Origin of the sequence: Glutamicibacter sp. MCAF14 (assembly GCF_052114325.1) — a bacterium.
In the GTDB taxonomy this organism is placed as follows: domain Bacteria; phylum Actinomycetota; class Actinomycetes; order Actinomycetales; family Micrococcaceae; genus Glutamicibacter; species Glutamicibacter arilaitensis.
The window spans coordinates 697,072-717,498 of sequence record NZ_JBFREO010000004.1 but is presented as its reverse complement, the minus strand read 5'-3'; the positions used below and the strand labels follow the sequence as shown (position 1 = coordinate 717,498).

Annotated in this window: 19 protein-coding genes; 9 read left to right on the top strand and 10 right to left on the bottom strand. The window is 60.5% G+C overall.

Going from position 1 to position 20,427, the window contains the following annotated elements:
* Nucleotides 1–23 precede the first annotated feature (23 nt).
* A complete protein-coding gene (locus AB4Y71_RS10945; RefSeq protein WP_441720400.1) occupies nucleotides 24–761 on the top strand; it encodes a lipoate--protein ligase family protein in 738 nt (245 codons plus the stop codon).
* 55 nt (nucleotides 762–816) lie between these two features.
* On the opposite strand, the gene AB4Y71_RS10940 is transcribed toward AB4Y71_RS10945, so the two are convergent.
* Nucleotides 817–1,095, bottom strand: a complete 279-nt coding sequence (locus AB4Y71_RS10940; protein WP_013349117.1) for a glutaredoxin domain-containing protein — start codon at nucleotides 1,093–1,095, stop codon at nucleotides 817–819.
* A 127-nt stretch (nucleotides 1,096–1,222) separates the two neighbouring features.
* Between AB4Y71_RS10940 and AB4Y71_RS10935 the strand changes: the two genes are divergently transcribed.
* Nucleotides 1,223–1,951, top strand: coding sequence for an SOS response-associated peptidase (locus AB4Y71_RS10935; protein WP_102597574.1), 729 nt, complete (start codon nucleotides 1,223–1,225; stop codon nucleotides 1,949–1,951).
* Here the strand turns inward: AB4Y71_RS10935 and AB4Y71_RS10930 are convergent.
* From AB4Y71_RS10930 to AB4Y71_RS10920, 3 genes are all read right to left on the bottom strand, one after another.
* Nucleotides 1,948–2,460 carry a hypothetical protein gene (locus AB4Y71_RS10930; protein WP_013349115.1) on the bottom strand — a complete coding sequence of 171 codons (513 nt, stop codon included), beginning with the start codon at nucleotides 2,458–2,460 and terminating at the stop codon, nucleotides 1,948–1,950. The genes AB4Y71_RS10935 and AB4Y71_RS10930 overlap by 4 nt on opposite strands.
* A 96-nt stretch (nucleotides 2,461–2,556) precedes the next feature.
* Complete coding sequence (locus AB4Y71_RS10925; RefSeq protein WP_441720398.1) at nucleotides 2,557–3,186, bottom strand: MBL fold metallo-hydrolase; 630 nt, start codon at nucleotides 3,184–3,186, stop codon at nucleotides 2,557–2,559.
* Nucleotides 3,186–4,271, bottom strand: a complete 1,086-nt coding sequence (locus AB4Y71_RS10920; RefSeq protein WP_287041885.1) for an S-(hydroxymethyl)mycothiol dehydrogenase — start codon at nucleotides 4,269–4,271, stop codon at nucleotides 3,186–3,188. The genes AB4Y71_RS10925 and AB4Y71_RS10920 overlap by 1 nt, the downstream gene beginning before the upstream one ends.
* A 471-nt stretch (nucleotides 4,272–4,742) precedes the next feature.
* Between AB4Y71_RS10920 and AB4Y71_RS10915 the strand changes: the two genes are divergently transcribed.
* Together AB4Y71_RS10915 and AB4Y71_RS10910 are read left to right on the top strand one after the other, a co-directional pair.
* A complete protein-coding gene (locus tag AB4Y71_RS10915) occupies nucleotides 4,743–5,057 on the top strand; it encodes a DUF6504 family protein (protein WP_013349111.1) in 315 nt (104 codons plus the stop codon).
* Nucleotides 5,058–5,094: 37 nt separating this feature from the next.
* Nucleotides 5,095–8,550, top strand: a complete 3,456-nt coding sequence (locus AB4Y71_RS10910; RefSeq protein WP_441720396.1) for a DNA polymerase III subunit alpha — start codon at nucleotides 5,095–5,097, stop codon at nucleotides 8,548–8,550.
* Here AB4Y71_RS10910 and AB4Y71_RS10905 read toward each other — a convergent pair whose 3' ends face one another.
* The 4 genes from AB4Y71_RS10905 to AB4Y71_RS10890 form a co-directional block, all read right to left on the bottom strand.
* Nucleotides 8,551–8,991 carry a VOC family protein gene (locus AB4Y71_RS10905; RefSeq protein ID WP_013349109.1) on the bottom strand — a complete coding sequence of 147 codons (441 nt, stop codon included), beginning with the start codon at nucleotides 8,989–8,991 and terminating at the stop codon, nucleotides 8,551–8,553. It lies immediately after the preceding gene.
* A gap of 373 nt (nucleotides 8,992–9,364) precedes the next feature.
* A complete protein-coding gene (locus AB4Y71_RS10900) occupies nucleotides 9,365–9,490 on the bottom strand; it encodes a LuxR C-terminal-related transcriptional regulator (RefSeq protein ID WP_441720394.1) in 126 nt (41 codons plus the stop codon).
* Nucleotides 9,491–10,132, bottom strand: a complete 642-nt coding sequence (locus AB4Y71_RS10895) for a hypothetical protein (protein WP_441720392.1) — start codon at nucleotides 10,130–10,132, stop codon at nucleotides 9,491–9,493.
* 117 nt (nucleotides 10,133–10,249) lie between these two features.
* Nucleotides 10,250–11,728 carry an MFS transporter gene (locus tag AB4Y71_RS10890; protein ID WP_441720390.1) on the bottom strand — a complete coding sequence of 493 codons (1,479 nt, stop codon included), beginning with the start codon at nucleotides 11,726–11,728 and terminating at the stop codon, nucleotides 10,250–10,252.
* 79 nt (nucleotides 11,729–11,807) lie between these two features.
* Here AB4Y71_RS10890 and AB4Y71_RS10885 point away from each other — a divergent pair, with 79 nt between their 5' ends.
* From AB4Y71_RS10885 to pdxS, 4 genes are all read left to right on the top strand, one after another.
* Nucleotides 11,808–12,455: a helix-turn-helix domain-containing protein gene (locus tag AB4Y71_RS10885; RefSeq protein WP_134780081.1), complete on the top strand. Its 648-nt coding sequence runs from the start codon at nucleotides 11,808–11,810 to the stop codon at nucleotides 12,453–12,455.
* 108 nt (nucleotides 12,456–12,563) lie between these two features.
* The gene (gene thrS / locus AB4Y71_RS10880; protein ID WP_013349105.1) at nucleotides 12,564–14,579 is read left to right on the top strand and encodes a threonine--tRNA ligase; all 2,016 of its coding nucleotides are present in this window, start codon (nucleotides 12,564–12,566) and stop codon (nucleotides 14,577–14,579) included.
* Nucleotides 14,580–14,602: 23 nt separating this feature from the next.
* The gene (locus AB4Y71_RS10875; RefSeq protein ID WP_013349104.1) at nucleotides 14,603–15,169 is read left to right on the top strand and encodes an HIT family protein; all 567 of its coding nucleotides are present in this window, start codon (nucleotides 14,603–14,605) and stop codon (nucleotides 15,167–15,169) included.
* Between the two features lie 579 nt (nucleotides 15,170–15,748).
* Nucleotides 15,749–16,651, top strand: a complete 903-nt coding sequence (gene pdxS, locus AB4Y71_RS10870) for a pyridoxal 5'-phosphate synthase lyase subunit PdxS (protein ID WP_013349103.1) — start codon at nucleotides 15,749–15,751, stop codon at nucleotides 16,649–16,651.
* Between the two features lie 844 nt (nucleotides 16,652–17,495).
* Here pdxS and AB4Y71_RS10865 read toward each other — a convergent pair.
* Both AB4Y71_RS10865 and AB4Y71_RS10860 read right to left on the bottom strand, forming a co-directional pair.
* Entirely contained in the window at nucleotides 17,496–18,239 is a 744-nt protein-coding gene (locus tag AB4Y71_RS10865; protein WP_441720594.1) for an MFS transporter, read from the bottom strand.
* Nucleotides 18,240–18,287: 48 nt separating this feature from the next.
* Nucleotides 18,288–18,623, bottom strand: a complete 336-nt coding sequence (locus tag AB4Y71_RS10860) for a hypothetical protein (RefSeq protein ID WP_441720388.1) — start codon at nucleotides 18,621–18,623, stop codon at nucleotides 18,288–18,290.
* 660 nt (nucleotides 18,624–19,283) lie between these two features.
* Between AB4Y71_RS10860 and AB4Y71_RS10855 the strand changes: the two genes are divergently transcribed.
* Nucleotides 19,284–20,153, top strand: a complete 870-nt coding sequence (locus AB4Y71_RS10855; protein WP_441720386.1) for a helix-turn-helix transcriptional regulator — start codon at nucleotides 19,284–19,286, stop codon at nucleotides 20,151–20,153.
* The last annotated feature ends 274 nt before the right edge of the window (nucleotides 20,154–20,427 follow it).

Here is a 20,427-nt window from a genome sequence, read left to right as displayed (position 1 = left end):
AATGCTGAATTAGACTCAGTTTTATGAGTTTGTGGAATCCCCAGTCAGATAAGCCGTTGTCAGTAGTGATCGAAGATCCTAGCGGTGACCCGTCGGCTGATTTGGAACGCGGGGTGCAGCTGCTGAGGCAAGTGCAATCCGGCGAGCGTGGAGCCTTGCTCCGGATTTACCGGCCGGACCCCACCTTGGCTTTCGGCCAGCGAGATGTACGACTGGCTGGATACGAAGCGGCGAGAGAAGTTGCCCAACAGCACGGCTTCGCGCCCTTGGTACGCAAAGCTGGCGGTCGGGCTGCGGCCTATCACCGTGGCACCTTGATCGTCGATCACATTGAGCCTGAGGATGGTTCGGTGATGCGCCAGCAGATCCGTTTTGAAACTTTCGCGCAGCTGTATGCCAATGCTTTCCAGCGAGTTGGCGTCAATGCGCAGGTGGGGCCAATTCCGGGGGAATACTGCCCCGGGGATCATTCGGTTCACGGAACCCCCGATGAGAGTTCGCCGCGAAAATTTCCGGTGAAACTGGTCGGCACGGCCCAGCGTGTGGTTTCCGGCGCGTGGCTGTTCTCCTCGGTATTCGTGGTGGAGGGTTCCGCCTCGCTGCGCCAGGTGCTGGACGGGGTTTACCAGGCCATGGGCGTGGCGATGGATCCAACGACGGTAGGCGCGGCCAATGATCTGCTTACCGGGGTTACCACCGAAGCGTTTAGTGCTGCGTTGCTCGAAGAATACCGTGAGCACGCCACGCTGATTGGGCTCTAACCGGGCTTAAAGCAATGAATCGGCACCAGCAGGTGCCGATTCATTGGTGAAGGGACTAGGCGCCGACGCGTGTAACGACCTCTTCGATGCGTGGGTTGGTCGCTGCGGTGCCGTCAGGGAAGATCAGGGTTGGTACGGTCTGGTTGCCGTTGTTGAAGGACTCGACGATCTCTGCCGTGCCTTCAACTTCCTCGATGTTCACCTCGGTGTATGCAACACCCTTCTGATCCATCAGACGCTTGAGGTTGCGGCAGTAGCCGCACCAGCTGGTGGTGAACATGGTGACTCCGCCTGCAGCGGGTACATACTGGTCAAGGTTCAATTCGTTGCTCATACTTGGTGTAACGGCAGCACTGTTCGCTTTGTTCCCCGGTAGGCGGAAAAAGTTCACTGATTTCTTTGCGCCCGCTCGCTAGACTGGGAGCAGATTTTCCTAGAGGTCCAAGCTTAAGGGGCAGGCGATGTGCGGACGGTATGTGATGGCCAAGGCCATCGGCGATCTGGTAGCCGAGGCCGAGGCAGAAGCCGACGCCAACCTGGAACTGCGGCAGTCGTGGAACGTCGCTCCGACCACCGACGTGCCGATCGTGCTCGAGCGGCTGATCGACGATGAGCTGCATCGCCAGATTCACGTGGCCCGCTGGGGCTTGGTGCCAGGCTGGGCCAAGGAACTGTCCGTAGGCGTGCGTGCCTTCAACGCACGCAGCGAGACGGCCAGCACCAAGCCGACGTTCCGTTCGGCGGTGAAGAAGCGTCGTGCGCTCGTGCCGGTGCAAGGCTACTACGAGTGGAAGAAAGAAGGCAGCAAGAAGCGTCCCTTCTACGTGCATCGCGAGGATGGGAAGCTGATCTTCTTCGCCGGACTCTATGAATGGTGGAAAGACGAGGACGGCGCCTGGGTCCTGTCGACCTCGATCATGACCATGGACTCACCATCGGCAGAAGAACCCGGAGTGCTCGGTGAACTAGCTGGCCTGCATGATCGTCTGCCGATTCCGCTGGATCAGGAGATGATGGGCCGCTGGCTGAACCCCGCCGAAGAAGACGGCGAAGGGCTCATTGAACAGATCCGTGCCCAAGCCTTTGATGTGGCTTCCACTTGGAGAATGCATGAGGTCGATACCGCAGTGGGCAACGTGCGCAATAATTCTCCCGAGCTCATCGAAGAGCACAGCAACTCATTGTTCTAGCCTCGGATGGCTGAGCCGTTGGGCTTGGAATGGTACCGGAATCCCAGATAGCTGCTGGCCAGCAAGGTTCCTGCCACAAGCCCCAGCTTTCCCATGACGCTGGCCATGCTGGCCGGAGCGAATTCCGCTTCGCTCAGCGGCGCATAGGCGAACCAGCCGAAGGTTCGAACCTGGTTGTAGTCCCATACCAGTGCTGCGATACCACCAGCTGCCAGCAATAATCCGGCGATCAGGAACCAGGCCTTGAACCGCGTGAGCTGGCGAAGCGATAAGCCGCTGGCAACCCCAAGCGCTCCAACGCCGAGCAAAGCCAGCACCCAACCGAGAACTTCGGTGGGACCCGGGCCAAAGTAGATTTCAGAGTCTTCGACCAGCGGTACATAGGATCCAGAGTAGAAAACTACTTCTTGCTGACTGTCCCACCACAGCACGACGATGCCGACGATGATGAATACTGCCGCGCCCAGGAATAAGGCAGCGGCGGACTTGTAGCGTTTATCTGAAGGCATGTATTTAATCTTGCCATCATCAGATGTTTTGCGCATCAACTTTAAACACGAGCGGCAGCCGGCCCTAAAGGCCTGCTGCCGCTCGATGCGTGGTGCTTAGTGACCGCGCTTGATCCATTCATCCAGATTCGGTGCTTCGGCACCGATCGTGGTGGCATCGCCATGGCCGGTGTTGACCACGGTTTCGCCTGGCAGATCCAGCAGCTTGGTGCGGATCGATTCAACGATCGTCTCGAAGCTGGAGTAGCTGCGGCCGGTAGCGCCAGGGCCGCCGTTGAACAGCGTGTCACCGCTGAACAGCACGCCCAGGTCTTCTGCGTAGAAGCAGGTGGAACCAGGCGAGTGCCCAGGGGTGTGCAGGGCGGTGAGCGTAGTACCGGCGATGGTGAAGGTGTCGCCTTCGCTGATTTCTGCGTCCACGTCGCGCTCCGGGTAGACAGCTTCCCAAAGCATGCGGTCTTCCGGGTTCAAGAACAGCGGAGCGTCTACGGCATCTGCGAATTCTCCGGCGGCACGAATGTGGTCATCGTGTCCATGGGTGAGCAGCACGGCCATCACTTCGCGTTCACCGACAGCCTCGCGGATCTTGCCAACATCGTGGGCCGGGTCGATCACCATGACCTCGGAATCATCGCCGATGATCCAGACATTGTTATCGACATCCCACGTGCCGCCATCCAGCGAGAAGGTGCCGGAGGTGACGACGTTTTCAATGCGGGCGGTCATTAGAGCTCCACCACCGAACGCAGCACGGTGCCTTCGTGCATCTTCTTGAACGCTTCTTCGATTTCATCGATCTTGATGCGCTCGGTGACGAAGGAATCCAGATCCAGGCGGCCCAGCTTGTACTGCTCGACGAGCATCGGGAAGTCGTGGCTCGGCAGGCAGTCGCCGTACCAGGAGCTCTTCAGCGAACCGCCGCGGCCGAAGACATCGAGCAGTGGCAGCTCGAGCTTCATTTCCGGGGTAGGCACGCCCACCAGCACGACGCGGCCGGCAAGGTCGCGGGCGTAGAAGGCCTGCTTGTAGGTTTCCGGGCGGCCCACTGCGTCGATCACGACGTCGGCACCGAAGCCGCCGGTCAGTTCCTGAATGGCTTCAACTGCATCGACCTTGGAGGAATCCACGGTGTGGGTGGCGCCGAACTTCTTGGCGCCTTCCAGCTTGTCCGAGTTCACGTCCACCGCGATGATGGTGGTCGCCCCGGCCAGCTGTGCGCCGGCAATTGCCGCAGCGCCCACGCCACCGCAACCGATCACGGCTACGGACTCGCCGCGCTTGATCTCGCCGGTGTTGATGGCGGCACCGATGCCGGCCATGATGCCGCAACCGAGCAGGCCTACGGCAGCTGGATCGGCATCTTCGTCAACGATGGTGCACTGGCCTGCGTGGACCAGGGTCTTCTCGGCGAAGGACCCGATGCCCAGTGCAGGTGAGAGCTCGGTGCCATCTTCCAGGGTCATCTTCTGGGTGGCGTTGAAGGTGTTGAAGCAGTACTTCGGCTCGCCCTTGGCGCACGCGCGGCACTGGCCGCACACTGCGCGCCAGTTCAGGATGACGCGGTCGCCCACCTTGACGTTGGTGACGTTCTCGCCAATCTCGCTGACTACTGCGGTGGACTCGTGGCCCAGCAGGTACGGGAATTCATCGCCGATGCCGCCGAGCTTGTAGTGCAGGTCGGTGTGGCAGACGCCTGTGGTCAGCACGTCAACGACGACTTCTCCGGGTCCTGGATTCGGGACGATGATGTCGACGACCTCTACAGGTGCGTCCTTAGCGCGCGAAATGACGGCTTTGACCTTATGGGACATGGAAATAAGCTCCTGAAAGTATCGGCTGTTACTGTCTCGATACTATCGGTGTGCCGCGCGCTAATCGAGTATTGGGCGACCCATGACGCAGGAAGTTTCGCGCACGGCCAATTCGGTCAGGGTTTTGGCGGGTTCCACCGGCGTTGAATATGACGCATGCGGCATCAGGTTCCGGCAAGCAAGAGAGTAGCACCGGCAGCGGAGCTGATCGCCCGCACGAAGTTTGCCTTGAGTCAGCGTCTTTCATAGCGTGCCCATGCCAACGTCTTGGAGTGCAGCGTTCCGCCGGGTTTACGCACTGAGCCTTGCGCAGCTGCGAGCCTCGGCAGGTCAGATTCAGCTTCCCTCCCTCGGTCGGAGTTTCCTTGCGAGTATCGAGCGCGCATCTAACTGTCGGTGCAACTGACTAGTGTAACTATCGTTCGAACACATGTTCGAATATAATGGATTCACCTAGTAAGGAGTGCGCTCGTGGGGATATTCACCGAGTCGATCGAGGTTGCTCGCGCAACGGATGGAATGCCGTTGCGCGTGAAATGGCGGGGGCGGGACTACCGTCTGGTTGCCGAACCTCAGCGTTGGTTCGAACGCCGCAAATGGTGGGACGAGAACCTGCGGATCCCGCGCGGCATTGGTGCTGGAATTGCCGACTATGAGATGTGGCGCCTGCAGCTGGTTGCGGTGCGCGGATCCCAAGAGGTGCACAGTGTTGATGTGAGCTTCGATGCGCAAACCCAACGGTGGCGACTGGTGCGAGTGCACCAAACCCTGGCCCGCAGCGCCTGAGAACGCGGGAAGGCGAACATATCTTCGAAGGACCTCCATGAGCTTCACCCACCTGAACGTCAGTTCTTCCTACAGTGCCCATTACGGGGTCTCGCACCCGAAGCAGCTGGCCCAGGCGGCCAAGGCGCAGGGCGCGCAGATGCTCGCGCTCACCGACCGCGATGGACTCTATGGAACGGTCAAGCATGTGGCGGCGTGCATGGCAGAAGGACTGGACCCGATTCTCGGAGTGAACCTTGCGGTGCTCGATACCCACGGCGACACCCATGGGCGGATTATCCTGCTGGCCCGTGGACGCTGCAACGGTGCCGGATATGCGGCGCTATGCCGAGCTATCACCCTCGCGCACAGTACTGCGCATGGCGTTCCGGGGCTGAGGATTGAGCAACTGGCGCACTTGGCTGCTGCCGGAAACCTGGTGCTCCTGCTAGGCGGCGAATCAGACGTGTCCCGCGCAATCCTCAAGGGCAGCTATACCCAAGCCCGCGCCTTGCTCGCTGGCTGGAAGAAACGGCTGGGAAAAATGCTGCGCGTGGAAATCGCCACATATCTCTCCAGCCCAGGATCGCGCTACAGCCTCGGTGAAGCAGCCCGCTTGCTGCGCTACGCCCACGAGCGGGGGATCAAGGCCGTGCTCACCAATGCCGTGCGCTACGTAGACCCCGACGGAGCGGTCACCGCAGACATCCTGGACTCCGCACGCGCCCTGCACAGCCTGAAGAACCTGGACTCCTGCCAGCCCAACGGCCAAGGATGGCTGAAAACCCCGCAGCAGATGCGCCAGCTGGCCAAGGAAATCGGGCAGGCCACCGAAAAAAGCTGGGCGCACCAGCTCTTGCGCGAAACCGAAGCGCTCGCCGAATGGGCCGCAGTAGACCCGGTGGCTGATCTTGGATGGAAGAAACCGGTGATTCCCGAAGCTAAGGTCATTGGCCTGCGCCGCCCAGCCATGCAGGAACTCACCGAGCGTGTCCATGGGGCAGTGCCTGGGCTATTGGGCGCTGAGAAGCGCAGTGTGGTTGAAAAACGCCTTGCCTTGGAGCTCGGGGTGATCGACCGGCTGGATTTCGCCGGCTACTTCCTGACTGTCGCCGAAACCGTCAAGCTGATCACCGGCATGGGGATCCGCGTAGCCGCCCGCGGCTCCGGTGCCTCCTCGCTGGTGAACTACCTGCTGGGCATCAGCCAAGTGAATCCGCTGGCCCACGACCTGGTGTTCGAACGCTTCCTCTCCGATACCCGTACCACCTTGCCGGATATCGACATTGACGTGGAATCCGCACGCCGCCACGAGATCTACCGCGAGATCTTCTCCAGCTTCGGTGAAGAACGGGTAAGCCTGATGAGCATGCAGAACGCCTACCGTGCCCGCGGAGCAGTGCGCGATGCCGGAGCGGCTCTCGGGGTGGAGCAAGAGCAGGTGGATGAGATCGCCAAGCAGCTCTGGCGTTTCTCCGCCTCCTCCTTCCGTGAAGCACTGAGCGAGAAACCCGAACTGGCCGCCTTGGCTGAGCGCATTACCGACGACACCCAGCTCGATATCCTCATTGACGCCACCGAACGCCTGGACCGGCTGCCCCGGCATATCTCCATGCACCCTTGCGGGGTGATCCTCTCCGATGCGTCCCTGCTGGACCGCACCCCTGTCCAGCCCTCGGGCATTGGGCTGCAGATGAGCCAGTTCGACAAGCACGACATGGACCTCATGGGGCTGATCAAGCTGGATGTGCTGGGGGTACGCATGCAATCGGCCATCGCCTACACGCTGGAGGAGATCGCCCGGATGCACCCGGACAAGCGGTCAGCGGCCCGCGCCGGAGGGCATGTCGATGACAGCTACATTTCCGCCACCGGGGTGATCGACCTGGCCCGGGTGCCGCTGGATGACGAACCGACTTTCGAATTGATCCGCTCCACCCATACGCTGGGCTGCTTCCAGATCGAATCCCCAGGGCAGCGCGAACTGGTCGGCAAGCTCGCCCCGCGCGAATTCAACGACCTGATCATCGACATCTCCCTGTTCCGTCCAGGTCCCATGCAATCGAATATGGTCAAGCCCTACCTGGAGCACCGCCACGGATTCGCTCCCGCCCAATACCTGCACCCGGATTTGATTCCCGCGCTCGCCGAAACCCACGGGGTGACAGTCTTCCATGAGCAGGTGCTGCGCATCTTGCATGTGCTCACCGGTTGCGGGCTGGGCATGGCTGATGTCTACCGGCGTCTGTTGGGGGACCCCGAGAAGGAACCCGCAGTGGAACGCTATGTGCGCACCGAAGCGGCTAAGCGCGGCTATGCCCAGGAAACCATCGACAAGGTATGGGAGGTGCTCTCCGGCTTCGGCTCCTTCGGCTTCTGCAAGGCCCACGGGGCGGCCTTTGCCGTACCCACCTACCATTCTGCCTGGCTCAAGGCCCATCACCCCGAGGCCTTCCTTGCCGGGATCTGGGAACATGACCCGGGGATGTATCCCAAGCGGCTGCTGGTCTCTGAAGCGCGGCGCATGGGCGTTCCGATCCTTCCGCTGGATATCAACCGCTCCACCGGGCACTATCGAGTCGAACGCATCTTCGAACATGCTCCGGCTGCTGTGCCTGCGGTACCTCGCGCCGTTGGATCCCAGCGCCCCGGACGCTACGGCATCCGCCTGGCCTTCCGCGACATCCACCAGATGAGCGAACGCGAAGTGCAGCGACTGGTTGCCGGACAACCCTATGAGCACCTGGCCGATGTCCGCGCCCGTGCAGGGCTGTCCCGGCGCACCTACCAGAACCTTGCAGCACTCGGAGTGTTCGATTCCCTGCTGACAGGAACCTCGCGCGCTGACACGATCGCCCACACCCAATCCATGTCGCACAGCTCCCTGCCGGCCAAATACCGCCCCGGACCCGGCCAGCTTGCCTTGGACCTCGGACGAATCGAGCATATTGCCGAAACCGGAAAGCAGTTGGACCCGGCAGATATCGTGCGCAACGAACTGGACCTGATGCATCTGGATGCCAGCGAGCACCTGATCACCTCATACCGCCAACGCCTAGCCCACCTGACCATCACGCAAGCGGCCGAGCTGCTGCACCTGCGCAACGGAACCGAGGTGCTCGTTGCCGGGGTACGCGTTGCCACGCAGACCCCGCCGATGCGGGGAGGCAAGCGCGTGGTGTTCATTTCCGTGGATGACGGAAGCGGCTGCATTGACGCCACCTTCTTCGACGACACCCAGCAGCGCACAGGACCATTGCTCTTCTCCACCCGCATGCTGCTCATCCACGGGGTAACCCGGCGTACCGGACCGCGCGGCATTTCCCTGCAAGCGCTGAACGCCTGGGACCTGCACCAGCCCGAGACGCTGCCTGCGGCCGGATACCTCGAAGCGGCAAGCCGTCCGCAGCCAAGCTATAGGCCGAAGCTGGGACAGGAAGCCGGGAAGCTCGAATCTGTCGCGCAGCTTGCCAAGCGCATGGAGGCTGAAGGCCTGGACCAGCGCGGCGCGTAGCTAGACCGAGGAAATATGCCCGTCGGCGTCAATCACGAATGAAGGATTGTGCACGAAATCCCAGCGGAAACCGTCGGGATCCGCCACACAGGCGCTCTTCCCGCCCCACGGCTGCACCGTAGGCTCGGAAACCGAAGTTGCTCCCGCATCCAGCGCTCGCCGGTAGTGGTGATCCACCTCTGCATCGGTGTGGACATTGTGGCCCAAGGATATTGGAGGCGCCGATTCGCCGTGGCCTACATTGCCGTACTCGGAGGGCATCTGCTTGATATCCCACAGTGCCAGCATCAAGCCGTATCCAGCGCGGACAAAGGCAATTTCCGGATGGGCTGGCTGGACCAGTTCAAAGCCCAGCCCCTCGGTGTAGAACTTGGTTGAAGCACCGACATCGCGCACGCCGAGGGTAATGGCGCTGATGACCGGTGGGGTCGACTTGTTCATGCCTCGAGCCTATGCCGATGGCGGGGATTGCGAAAGGGATGCGGCGCTACGCATCACTGCGTATAGCGGGCAGAGTAAGTGCGGGGCAGACTGGAGCATGGCGGTGCGATGCGCCGTCGAAGATTGGAAAGAATCAATGACGGCGGCTGGAAAAGCCTTGCTGCTGCCGTCGAACAGCTCGAACGCTCATGAGAATGCCGAGATGGACGTGCTGGATTCTGGCGGGGGTCGCCTATGCCGCTAGCGATGTCGAGAACCATCTCGATGGTCCTCAGACCCTGTGCAGACCGGTCTTCGCCGATGCAGTCGGCGACGGGGTTGCTGCTTCTGACTCGCAGGAGGCAAAGCCCTGGGGTCGCGCGCCACGGACAGATCATGGGGGCGTGGCGAGCAATCCGCATTGCTGGGCGCGCAGGACAGCCGAGAGACGATCTACCGCGCCCAGCTTCCGGTACAGGTTCTCTTGGTGCTTGTGGACAGTGCGCGGGGAAATCCGCAACTACGCAGCGATGGAGTTCGCGGTGTTTCCTTCGCCCAGCAGCTTGAGCACAACCTGTTCGCGGGTGGTCAGTGCCTGGGCAGAGCCGTCCAGGGGGCCTGCCGGCCTGAGCAGTTCGAGCAGGGCCAGATGCGTATCCAACCCGGAAATCATCGGGAGGATCTGCATCGCGGTGTTGATATCCCGTTCGGTATAGGGATCCTCGCTTACCAGCGCATAGGTGGTTGCGCCGTTTCCGGGCACGGTGATCGGAAGAGAGATCTGATTGGTGCGCATGCCAAGCCGCTCGATGATATCTGCTGCTTCCTCCGAGAGCCGCCACCCAAGTTCGCCTACCCGTTCCAAGGTCATCACCGCGGGGTCGGCGATGGTGTTGTGATAGGCAATCAGCGGGTGATCGGTTAGTGCCTGCTCGGCGGCCATTTTCAGCAGTTCTGGATCGATCGCCGGGTATTCTCCAAACAGGCCAATCGTTCCTGAACCGCTGACGCCAGGCAGGGGCACGCGGGATCCGGCATAGGCCCGCAACGAACGCAGCAGTGCATCATTGAGGATCTGCCGGCCGATAAGTGGATTGGTTTCATGCAAAATCTCTGCGCCGGCTGACAGCCACAGGGCGCGTAACGCGTTGATACCAGCCATGAATGACCCTTCCCTGGACCAAGCCTTGGAAAGATCGAAGCGGCGCCGCCCAGTAGCAATAGGGTACTCGCAGGCGGCGGTCCCCGCTGAAGCCTTGCGAGCATTCTCAGCTCGCGGCTATAGGTAGTTCCACTGCTCGGTGGGTGGCAGTTGATGCTGCGTGGTGTGCGGTTCATGGCCGTACGGTGATGGGAATTGGCTGTGATGCTGCCGCGGACGTACCGGTGGGCGGGAACCGCGGGTGCTCGCATTGTGGGCAGGGATGCTCGGTTCGGCTGGCCCGGAAACGGCGACCGATGCCCACGACTGCGTTCCGGGAATGTTCCGAATGTGCGGCGAGAGCCAGGCTCCCACCGCAGCTAGCGCGACCAGCAAGCCGAAGAGCGTCAGCGTTGGTCCCATGTTGAGCGATTCCAACCCGACGCCGGTGGCCAGTGGCGCCAACGGCATGGCGGCAAGTGCCATGAAGGTGATCAGGGAACTGGCCCGGCCGGACATGTCTTGCGGAATGACAGCCATGAAGTAGCCTGCCACCGCGGCGTTCAATGCAGGAACACTGAGGAAGCTCAGCAAGAGCATGGTTGCCATCCAGGGCAAACTCGTGTTGAACCCGATCAGGAACATAGCCCCGCCCAGCACGCTGAGGCAGGTGCAAGCCAAGAGCCCGGTGCGGAATTTCTCAATAAGCGAAGTTGCGGCCAGGGATCCGAGCAGCATGCCGGCACCCATGAACGTAGAAATCAATCCAATCATCCAGGGGGCTTCGCCGCGCTGCTGCAATCCGTAAAGCAGGGTCGTCATGAGTCCGTTGACCCCGATGTTGACGATGGCGATGAGGATCAGCAGGGAACGCAATTGCGGACGGGAGAAGCACCAACGCATCCCGGCAAGGATTCCATGAGCCACCGATTCACCACTGTGTGCGGCATCGTCACGACGCTTGCGGGTTTCGTCACTGGCGGCGCGAAGGGGACCGCGCAAGGCCAGGCCCACAAAAGCTGCAACAAGGTTCACTGCGCTCACCACTATGAAGGCAACTCCACCGCCCAAGCCGAGCAGCAGCCCGCCGAGGGGAGCTGATCCCAGCATCAGAACTGAATCGCGGCCTTGGTTAGCTGCCAGAGCCCGCCCCAGCTGCTTGGGATGCACCACGTCCTTCAGCGCCGCGTTTGTTGTTGAGCCGAAGTAGCCGCCGCGAAGTTCCATCAAGACGTGGGCGATGCAAAGCACGGTAGCCGAAAGCGAGCCAATACTGCTTCCGATTGCCAGAGCTGCGCTCAAGGCTGCTCCGCAAAGACCGCTGAGCAGCATCATCCGGGCGCGGTCGGCGCGATCGGACATGGAGCCGCCCGCGAGAGTCAGGCTTGCTCTGGCGGCCATGCCTACCGCGGCCAACGTACCTGCCAATACAGGGGAGTGGGTGGTTGCCAGCAAAACCAGAGGGAGGATGAATCCGTAGATGCCGCCCGCAAGCAGCGCCGAGGTATCCGCCAGCCACCAGATGCGGTAATTGCGCTGGCGGCGCAGCGGTGGCAGCAGCTCGGTGCTGGTTGCTTCCGCCTGTTGATGCGAATCCTTGTGCTGGGTGGTGTCCATGAAACCAACTGTAACCCGCAAATAAAGTTGCGCAATGGAATTTGCGCAATTTAAGTTGGGGGATTGTTATGCTGTGCAAATGAGCAAGAAAGAGTCGCTGGTCACATTCACCACACCGATGCTAAAAGCCATTGCCAACCCGTTGCGCAGGCAAATCCTCAACACGCTTTCGGCAATGGAGTCCGCTCGTGCCGCAGACTTGGCTCAAGTACTCGATGTTCCTGCCAATAAGGTCAGCTTCCACCTGCGCGAGCTGGCCAAGGCCGGGATGATTGCCGAGGATCCCGAGCTGGCCCGCGACAAGCGCGACCGCGTATGGAAACCGACAGCCGATGGCTACACCACCGGCGAGGTGGAGGAGCGGGAAGACGACCCTCAGGGTGTGGCTATGGATGCCTACCTGAGTCAAGTCGTCCATGACGAGCATCGACGCCTGCAGGCGGCCATGGTCCATGGGCAGCGGCAGTACGCGGGCGAAGAATCCGTAGAGCCCAAGGCCCAGCTGATGACCAGTGACCTGATGCTCACGGATGATGAAAAGCGCGAGCTGATACTCCGTTTCAGCAAGGTCATTCCGGCGTTCCGCGAGGACCTGAAGAACGGCAAGGTCCAAAGCTCCCAGGCGGCCGAAGAGCGCGAAGTCTGGCACGTGATGACGCTGATCAACGCGGAATCGCTGTTGAACCAGTCACACGAGGCGGATCAATCACCGCAAAACCCGATGTGAGGGCGCGCCAGAGCGGGGTCCTGAACTAAACTTGATTCTGGCTGGCTGTGGCCAAGGTATGCCACAAGCTATGAAGCCATCACAGATTGAAAGGTAGAACCCGATCTCATGAGCGAGCAGCTGACTCTCACCATTGACGGCGAGCAGGTACAGGTGGACGCGGGAACGACCGGTCTGCAGCATTTTGCCAATGATAAAGACGTGGTTGTTATGCACGTCGATGGCGTATTGCGCGACCTGGCCCGCGAACTGGAAGCCGGAACCACTGTCACCCGCGTAACCATCACCGATCCAGAAGGATTGGAGGTGCTGCGTCACTCGACCGCGCACGTGATGGCCCAGGCTGTACAGCAGCTGCGCCCGGATTCCAAGCTAGGAATCGGCCCATACATCACCGACGGTTTCTACTTCGACTTCGATGTCGAGGACCCGTTCACCCCAGAAGACCTCAAGCAGCTGGAAAAGATGATGCAGAAGATCATCAACCAGAACCAGCTCTTTGTCCGCCGCGAAGTTTCCCCGGAGGAAGCCAAGGCGGAAATGGCCAACGAGCCATACAAATGCGAATTGCTGGCCAAGGCCGACTCCGCGGACACTTCAGGCGAAGGCGTCACCGTTGAGGTTGCTGCCGGCGAAACCACCATCTATGACAACGTGGATCGCAAGTCCGGCGAGACGGTCTGGAAGGACCTGTGCCGCGGCCCGCACCTGCCTAACACCAAGCTGATCAAGAACGCGTACGCGTTGACCCGTTCGGCCGCCGCCTACTGGTTGGGCAGCGAGAAGAACAAGCAGCTGCAGCGCATCTACGGCACCGCATGGCCAACCAAGGACGACCTGAAGGCCTACCAGGAGCGCTTGGCCGAGGCTGAGCGCCGCGACCACCGCAAGCTCGGCGCCGAACTGGACCTGTTCTCCTTCCCGGATGAACTGGGCTCGGGCCTGCCGGTGTTCCACCCCAAGGGCGGCATCATCAAGCGCGAGATGGAAGACTACGTACGTGATCGCCACGTAGAAGAAGGCTTCCAGTACGTAGGCACCCCGCACATCTCCAAGGATGGGCTTTTCCACACTTCGGGCCACCTGCCGTACTACGCGGACACCATGTTCCCAGCGCTGCACATCGATGAAGAGCGCGACGAAGACGGCAACATCACCAAGCAGGGCCAGGAATACCGGCTTAAGGCCATGAACTGCCCGATGCACAACCTGATCTTCCGCGGCCGCGGACGCTCCTACCGCGAACTACCGTTGCGCCTGTTCGAATTCGGGCACGTCTACCGCTACGAGAAGTCCGGCGTAGTCCACGGACTGACCCGCGTTCGCGGCTTCTCGCAGGATGACAGCCACTCCTACGTCACCAAGGAACAGGCTCCTGCCGAGGTTGAGCACCTGCTGAACTTCATGCTTTCGCTGCTGCGCGACTTCGGCATGGATGACTTCTACCTGGAGCTGTCCACCCGCGATCCGGAATCGGATAAGTTCATCGGCTCGGATGAGCAGTGGAACGAAGCTACCGCCGTGCTCGAGCGCGTCGCCACCGAATCCGGTGTCGAACTGGTTGCCGACCCAGGTGGAGCTGCATTCTACGGCCCGAAGATCTCGGTCCAGGCCAAGGATGCCATCGGCCGTACCTGGCAGATGGGCACCGTGCAATACGACTTCAACCAGCCAGCGCGCTTCGGCTTGGAGTACCAGGCAGCCGACGGCACCCGCCAGGAACCGGTGATGATCCACGCTGCGAAGTTCGGTTCCATCGAACGCTTCTTGGGCGTGCTCACCGAGCACTACGCAGGTGCCTTCCCAGCATGGCTCTCGCCGGTGCAGGTTCGTGCAATCCCTGTGGCTGAAGCCTTCAACGACTACCTCGGCGAGGTGGTCGCCAAGCTCAAGGCCGCCGGCGTGCGCGTGGAACTGGATGATTCCTCGGATCGCTTCCCGAAGAAGATCCGCAACGCATCCAAGGACAAGATTCCTTTCGTGCTCATCGCCGGTGGCGAAGATGCCGATGCGAATGCCGTGTCCTTCCGCTTCCGCGATGGCAGCCAGGAAAACCAGGTGCCAGTCGACGATGCTGTAGCCCGCATCGTTGAAGCCATCAAGAGCCGCGACAACAACAACTAGTACGGATAGGGAGTCCATCAAGCATGCAGGAAGAAGCAGACCGGTCCGTTACCGACGACTTCGAGCTCGCCGGGGTGCCGGATTCGTTCCAGCGCCTATGGACTCCCTACCGGATGGCTTATATCAAGGGTGGGCAGGATCAGGTCAAGGATGAGGCCAGCTGCCCATTCTGTGCCGGTCCCGGGCGTACTGATGAAGAGGCGCTGATCGTCCATCGTGGCAAAACCTGCTACGTGATCCTGAACCTCTTCCCGTACAATCCTGGCCACCTGTTGGTCTGCCCGTACCGCCATGTGCCCAACTACACCGATATCACGGTGGAGGAAACGGCCGAGATGGCGGCGTTGGCGCAGCAGTCCATGCGCGTGCTGCGCAAGGTCTCGAATCCTGCGGGGTTCAACCTGGGCATGAACCAGGGTGAAGCCGGGGGAGCGGGCATTGCCGCGCACCTGCACCAGCATATCGTGCCGCGGTGGAATGGCGACGGGAACTTCTTCCCGATCATCGCCCAGACCAAGGCAATTCCGCAGACTCTCTCCGAGGTACGCGAAGCGATTGCTGAGGCATGGGATAGCGAAAACCCAAGCTAGGCTGGAAACAGCTGACTGGGCGGTGGAACATGGAAATGTTCCACCGCCCAGCGTCGTTTAAGCGGGCTTGAACGGGACTGCCGGAAGCCTTCGGGTCGAGAGATCTCCTACTTGAAGGAACTGTCCCACTACTTGAAGGTCTGCGGTCCATTCCCGGATCCCGGTCAGCAGCAGTGCTTTCGGGCATGTGGCGCAGATGCCTGCCACGGTGGGCGGTGCTGCATGCCGGAAATCCGGCTTAGGGTTGCGCGAGCAAATGATGCGTTGCACTCTAGCCGAGCGGGTGAAAGTTGATTATGGCGAGTTGACGACGCAAGAAATTCCTGCTCCTGAAAGGAACTGGAAAAAAACCCTCGACTAAGCGAAAAACTAGGTGTTGACTTGGGGATTCATTTTGAAAGACTATGTTACGCACTAACCCTTGTTAGGGTGACTTGTCGACTGGTGTAACAATATGACGCAACACGCGAGGTAATAATCGAAACCGATCCTACGATTACTGGCGTACCACCTCGCTAAAACCCCTGAATTTCCGGGCATGCAGCGAATCAACGCAGTGTCGAAAGGAACCATTCCTCCATGTCTACGAACAACCAGAACTCCGTCATCGGTTCGGAACGCGTCAAGCGCGGTATGGCCGAAATGCTCAAGGGCGGCGTCATCATGGACGTGGTCACCCCGGAGCAAGCGCGCATCGCTGAAGATGCCGGCGCCGTAGCCGTCATGGCGCTCGAACGCGTCCCAGCCGACATCCGCGCCCAGGGCGGCGTTTCGCGCATGAGCGACCCGGACATGATCGATGGCATCATCGCCGAAGTTTCGATCCCAGTGATGGCCAAGGCCCGCATCGGCCACTTCGTCGAAGCGCAGATCCTGCAGTCCCTCGGCGTTGACTACATCGACGAGTCCGAGGTGCTCTCGCCAGCGGACTATGAGAACCACATCGACAAGTGGCCATTCACCGTCCCATTCGTTTGCGGCGCCACTAACCTCGGCGAAGCGCTGCGCCGCATCAACGAGGGCGCGGCGATGATCCGCTCCAAGGGCGAAGCCGGCACCGGCGACGTATCGAACGCAACCGGTCACATGCGCAAGATCCGCGCAGAGATCGCCAAGCTCTCGGCACTGCCAGAAGACGAGCTATACGTGGCCGCCAAGGAACTGCAGGCACCATACGAGCTGGTCAAGGAAATTGCCCACACCGGCAAGCTGCCAGTTGTCCTGTTCACCGCGGGCGGCATTGCGACCCCTGCCGATGCAGCCATGATGATGCAGCTCGGTGCCGACGGCGTGTTCGTTGGTTCGGGTATCTTCAAGTCCGGCAACCCGGTTCAGCGCGCTGAAGCCATCGTGAAGGCCACCACCTTCTTCGACAACCCAGATGAACTGGCCAAGATCTCCCGTGGCCTGGGCGAAGCAATGGTCGGCATCAATGTTGCCGACGTGCCGGTACCTCACCGCCTCTCGGAGCGCGGCTGGTAGAAACTGCCCTGAGTAGCCCGTGCCGAGGCCGAAGAAGTGGATGGAACAGTCCGCGTCTTCGGCCTTGGTGCATTTGGTCTTCCAGATTTCCCTCCGGTACGAGCTGCAACGAAGGACCGTGATCTGGCCTTCTAGGCCAAGTGTTTTCAAAAGCAGCGTATATCGACTTATTGCAGGCGCAATGATCAGGGGGAGGCGCAATGCGCTGCTGGTCCCTCAGATCGGTCTTGGAGCCTGGCGGCCGAACGAATACGTACCGGCTACTGGCGAGGCTGGTGGGCAGGGTTCCACAGCCCGGCCAGACTACCTCAAACGCAATGAGCGGGTGCCAAGGCTCGGGACGACCGCAGGCCCCGGCATGCAGCAGGGCACTCATATTGGTTCGGAAGTCCATGCCTAAACCACAACCACCTGCGCGCTGAACCCGGCCACTGGTTCGCCACCTGCCGGACCATGGTGTTCACTGTGTGATCGAGGCGGCTTCGAATCTTCTTCGAACGCCCGGTGAGCACATCCAAAACGTCACTCAGGACGCGCTCGGAGCAGTCGGGATGCTTTCGCTGGATGGAACCCCGAGGTGCAGATCCCCCTGGGTAGGGCAGGAAGCATTGCCGGGCTAATCTTGACCCCGGCTACAGGCCCATACGGCCTTTCCGGGGGGACTCTGTGCTCCTAAGCTGAGCCGCAGCTAGGTTAGCGATGGGAGGGGAAAGCGGCGCGGCGTGCGGTGAAGACGACGGCCAATGCCGCTGCGGCGAGGCCAATCATGAGGACCGGCAGGACCATTCCGTCGAAGCTGAAGATCAACACTGCGCCCAGGACACCTGCGAAGAATATCGCGACATTAATTGCAACGCCCAGAAGCGAGTTCGCGACGTCGGCATTCTCTCCGCCGGCATCGCTGATGAAGGTTTGCAATTGTGGTGCCGCACCACCGAAGGCAACTCCCCAAAGGATGAGGGCCATGACGATTGCAACGATTGATTGCGCACCGGAGAAGAAGACCACGCCGGCGGTCAAGAATGTCGAAAGGCTGGCCAGCACAAGAAGCCGGGGTGCGCGGTCGATGACCAATGCCGGTAATCCAGAGCCCGATGAGCGCGGACAACCCGAATATTACGAGCGCGACATCGACTGCGAGGACATTGTTGGCCGAGCGCAGGTACGCGGCAATATAGGTGTAGAAGGTGTTGTGGGCGAGCATCCAGGCAAATATGACCAGTAGGATCACAGACACGCCGGGGATGGCGAAGACCTTGAGCATGGGGATTTGGGATTCAGCCCGTTGGCCAGGGGCATCGGGGACGAGCAGCCACGCCAGGACAAGAGCCGCCAAGGTCAGCAGGCTCAGTGCCCCGAATGACCACCGCCAGTCGAAAGTGGAGTCGAGCCAGGAACCAAACGGAGTCCCGACAGCTAGCCCCAGCGGTGTTCCGATGGAGGCGATGGCGAGGGCGCGGCCAGTCATTTCCGGGGCGGTGATGCGACGGGCGTAACCGGCAAGCATTCCCCAAAGCAGTCCGGAGAACGCGCCGGCGGCGAAACGGACGGCCAGTGTCAGCCAGATATCGTGGGAGAACGCGGCGATGGTGTTAACAAGGAGGAATCCCAGGATGCCGATCAGGAAGACCGGTTTTCAACGCATGCCGCGGGTGAGCGCAATGGCTGGAATCGTGAGCACTACAGTGCCCAAGGCATAGGCGCTGACCAGCTGTCCAGCAGTCCCTTCGACTACAATCACGCCGGCAGCAATCTGCGGCAAAAGTCCGGCTGGCATCGTTTCGGTGGCGATCAGGATGAAGCCCATCAACGCCATGACCAACAGCGCAGGCAAGGGCAGACCACGCCCCGCTGGAGCCGCCTGGATATCCGGTGAGGACAGCACTGTCTTGTCGTGGGCTAACTTGCCGTGAGCAGTCGCTGCAGTGGAATTCGCACTGCCATTGTCCGACGGCATGGTTTCTGAATTCAAGATGGTGGGTTTTCTTCCTGATCGCCGGGATGGATGAGATTTGCGGCGAGTAATATTGGCCGCCCATTATTCAGTCAACACCGAATTCAGGTCATGGGGGAGTCCCTGTTAAAAGGGGTACGGCCAAGGACCCCCAGTCCCGACGTACAAGCTGGGCTGACAGCCGGCACAGACAGCCATTGCCAACGATTCCAGGAATTAGCGTACCTGGTTTTGTCAGAGGGGTAAGCGGCGAAGCATTTGCTGCCTGCGGACCATCGGCGGGCCAAATGCGCGTTGGACGTTGTCGGTTGAAGGCTGTGCAACTAACCGGGAGGATGCGGCACTGAAGCACCTGTTCGGGGTGCGAGCTTCGCGAAATCAACTATGAAAAAAGAGACCAGACTTCCGCAGGCCTTGCTGTGCTCAATGCCTGCGGCGAATGCTGCTAGTTTCGGAAAATCGTACGATGCCAAGATGGTGCCCAACCTGTGGTGAGCAACGTGCTGCCGCCATATATGAGCCCGTGAAGGAGGTGTTCCTTGGGAGCCGATTGCCCTTCATCACTGCGACACGATCCGGTTCCATCAGCATGAACGTCACTGCAGAGGGAGGTATCCCGAGGGTCTCCCATATTCAAAAGGGTTGGTCTACCGTGGGAGTATGGATAATTGAGACGAGGTGCGCGAATTCCTGCTTTCACGCCGGGCGCAGATCTCCCCGGAGCAAGTGGGTCTGCCTACGGGCTCGAACCGGCGCGTCAAGGGTTTGCGTCGTAGCGAAGTAGCAACTCTGGCCGGCATAAGCGTCGAATACTACACACGCATCGAACGCGGGTCCATCAGTGGTGCCTCACCGGAAATCATGGATGCCATCGCCAAGACACTGCGTCTTGACGATGACGAACGGGCGCACCTGTTTGATCTCGCCCACGCGGCCAGCCCGGTAGCCAGACCGCCTCGGCGCCGGAATTCGAAGACTTGGATCCCGCAACGGTCCCTGCAATGGACGTTGGACGCGATCACCGCTGGACCGGCATTCGTGTGCAATGGCCGCATGGACATCCTTGCTGTCAACTCCCTGGCGCGCGCATTCTACAAGGATGTCTACCTGATGCCCGGGCAGCCACCGAACATCGCCCGCTATACGTTTCTAGACGACAGGGCACACGACTTCTATCCGGATTGGGATCTCTTCGCCGAAGTGACCGTCGCGATCCTGCGCACTGAAGCTTCGCATGACCCGCACAACAAGGAACTGCACGACCTTATCGGGGAGCTCAGCACCCGCTCCGAGGAATTCCGACAACGTTATGGAGCACACAACGTTCGCCATCACGGCACTGGATCCAAAACCTTCCACCATTCGGTCGTTGGTGAACTCACCTTGGCCTACGAGGGCTTGGAGATGGCAGCGGAGCCTGGCCTGACCTTGACCATCTACTCCGCCGAGCCAGGTTCAAAATCCGAAGAGGCGTTGAGCTTGCTTGCCTCGTGGGCCGCCACTGAATTCGCGAAACCCGCTCTGGGATCTCTGGCACGGGAATCCTAGCAACACACCTACCGCAGCAAGCAGGCCGGGACACTGCCGAGGGGTCAAGGCAGAGCCGCTTAGTCGTATTTGGTTCGGGCCAAGTCGCTTTGCAACGACGGGCAGGGCCCGAGAACCGGAATGAGAAGTCCTGCAAGAACGCCATCGCCCAGAAATGCCGGTTGCAGGGCGTACAGGGCCTACTTGAAATGGGAAAGAAGCAGACACTGAAAATCTTGGTCGCTGGCCCTTGGAAATTTCAGATTATCTATATCTCGTGTAGCCGATTTTGAGG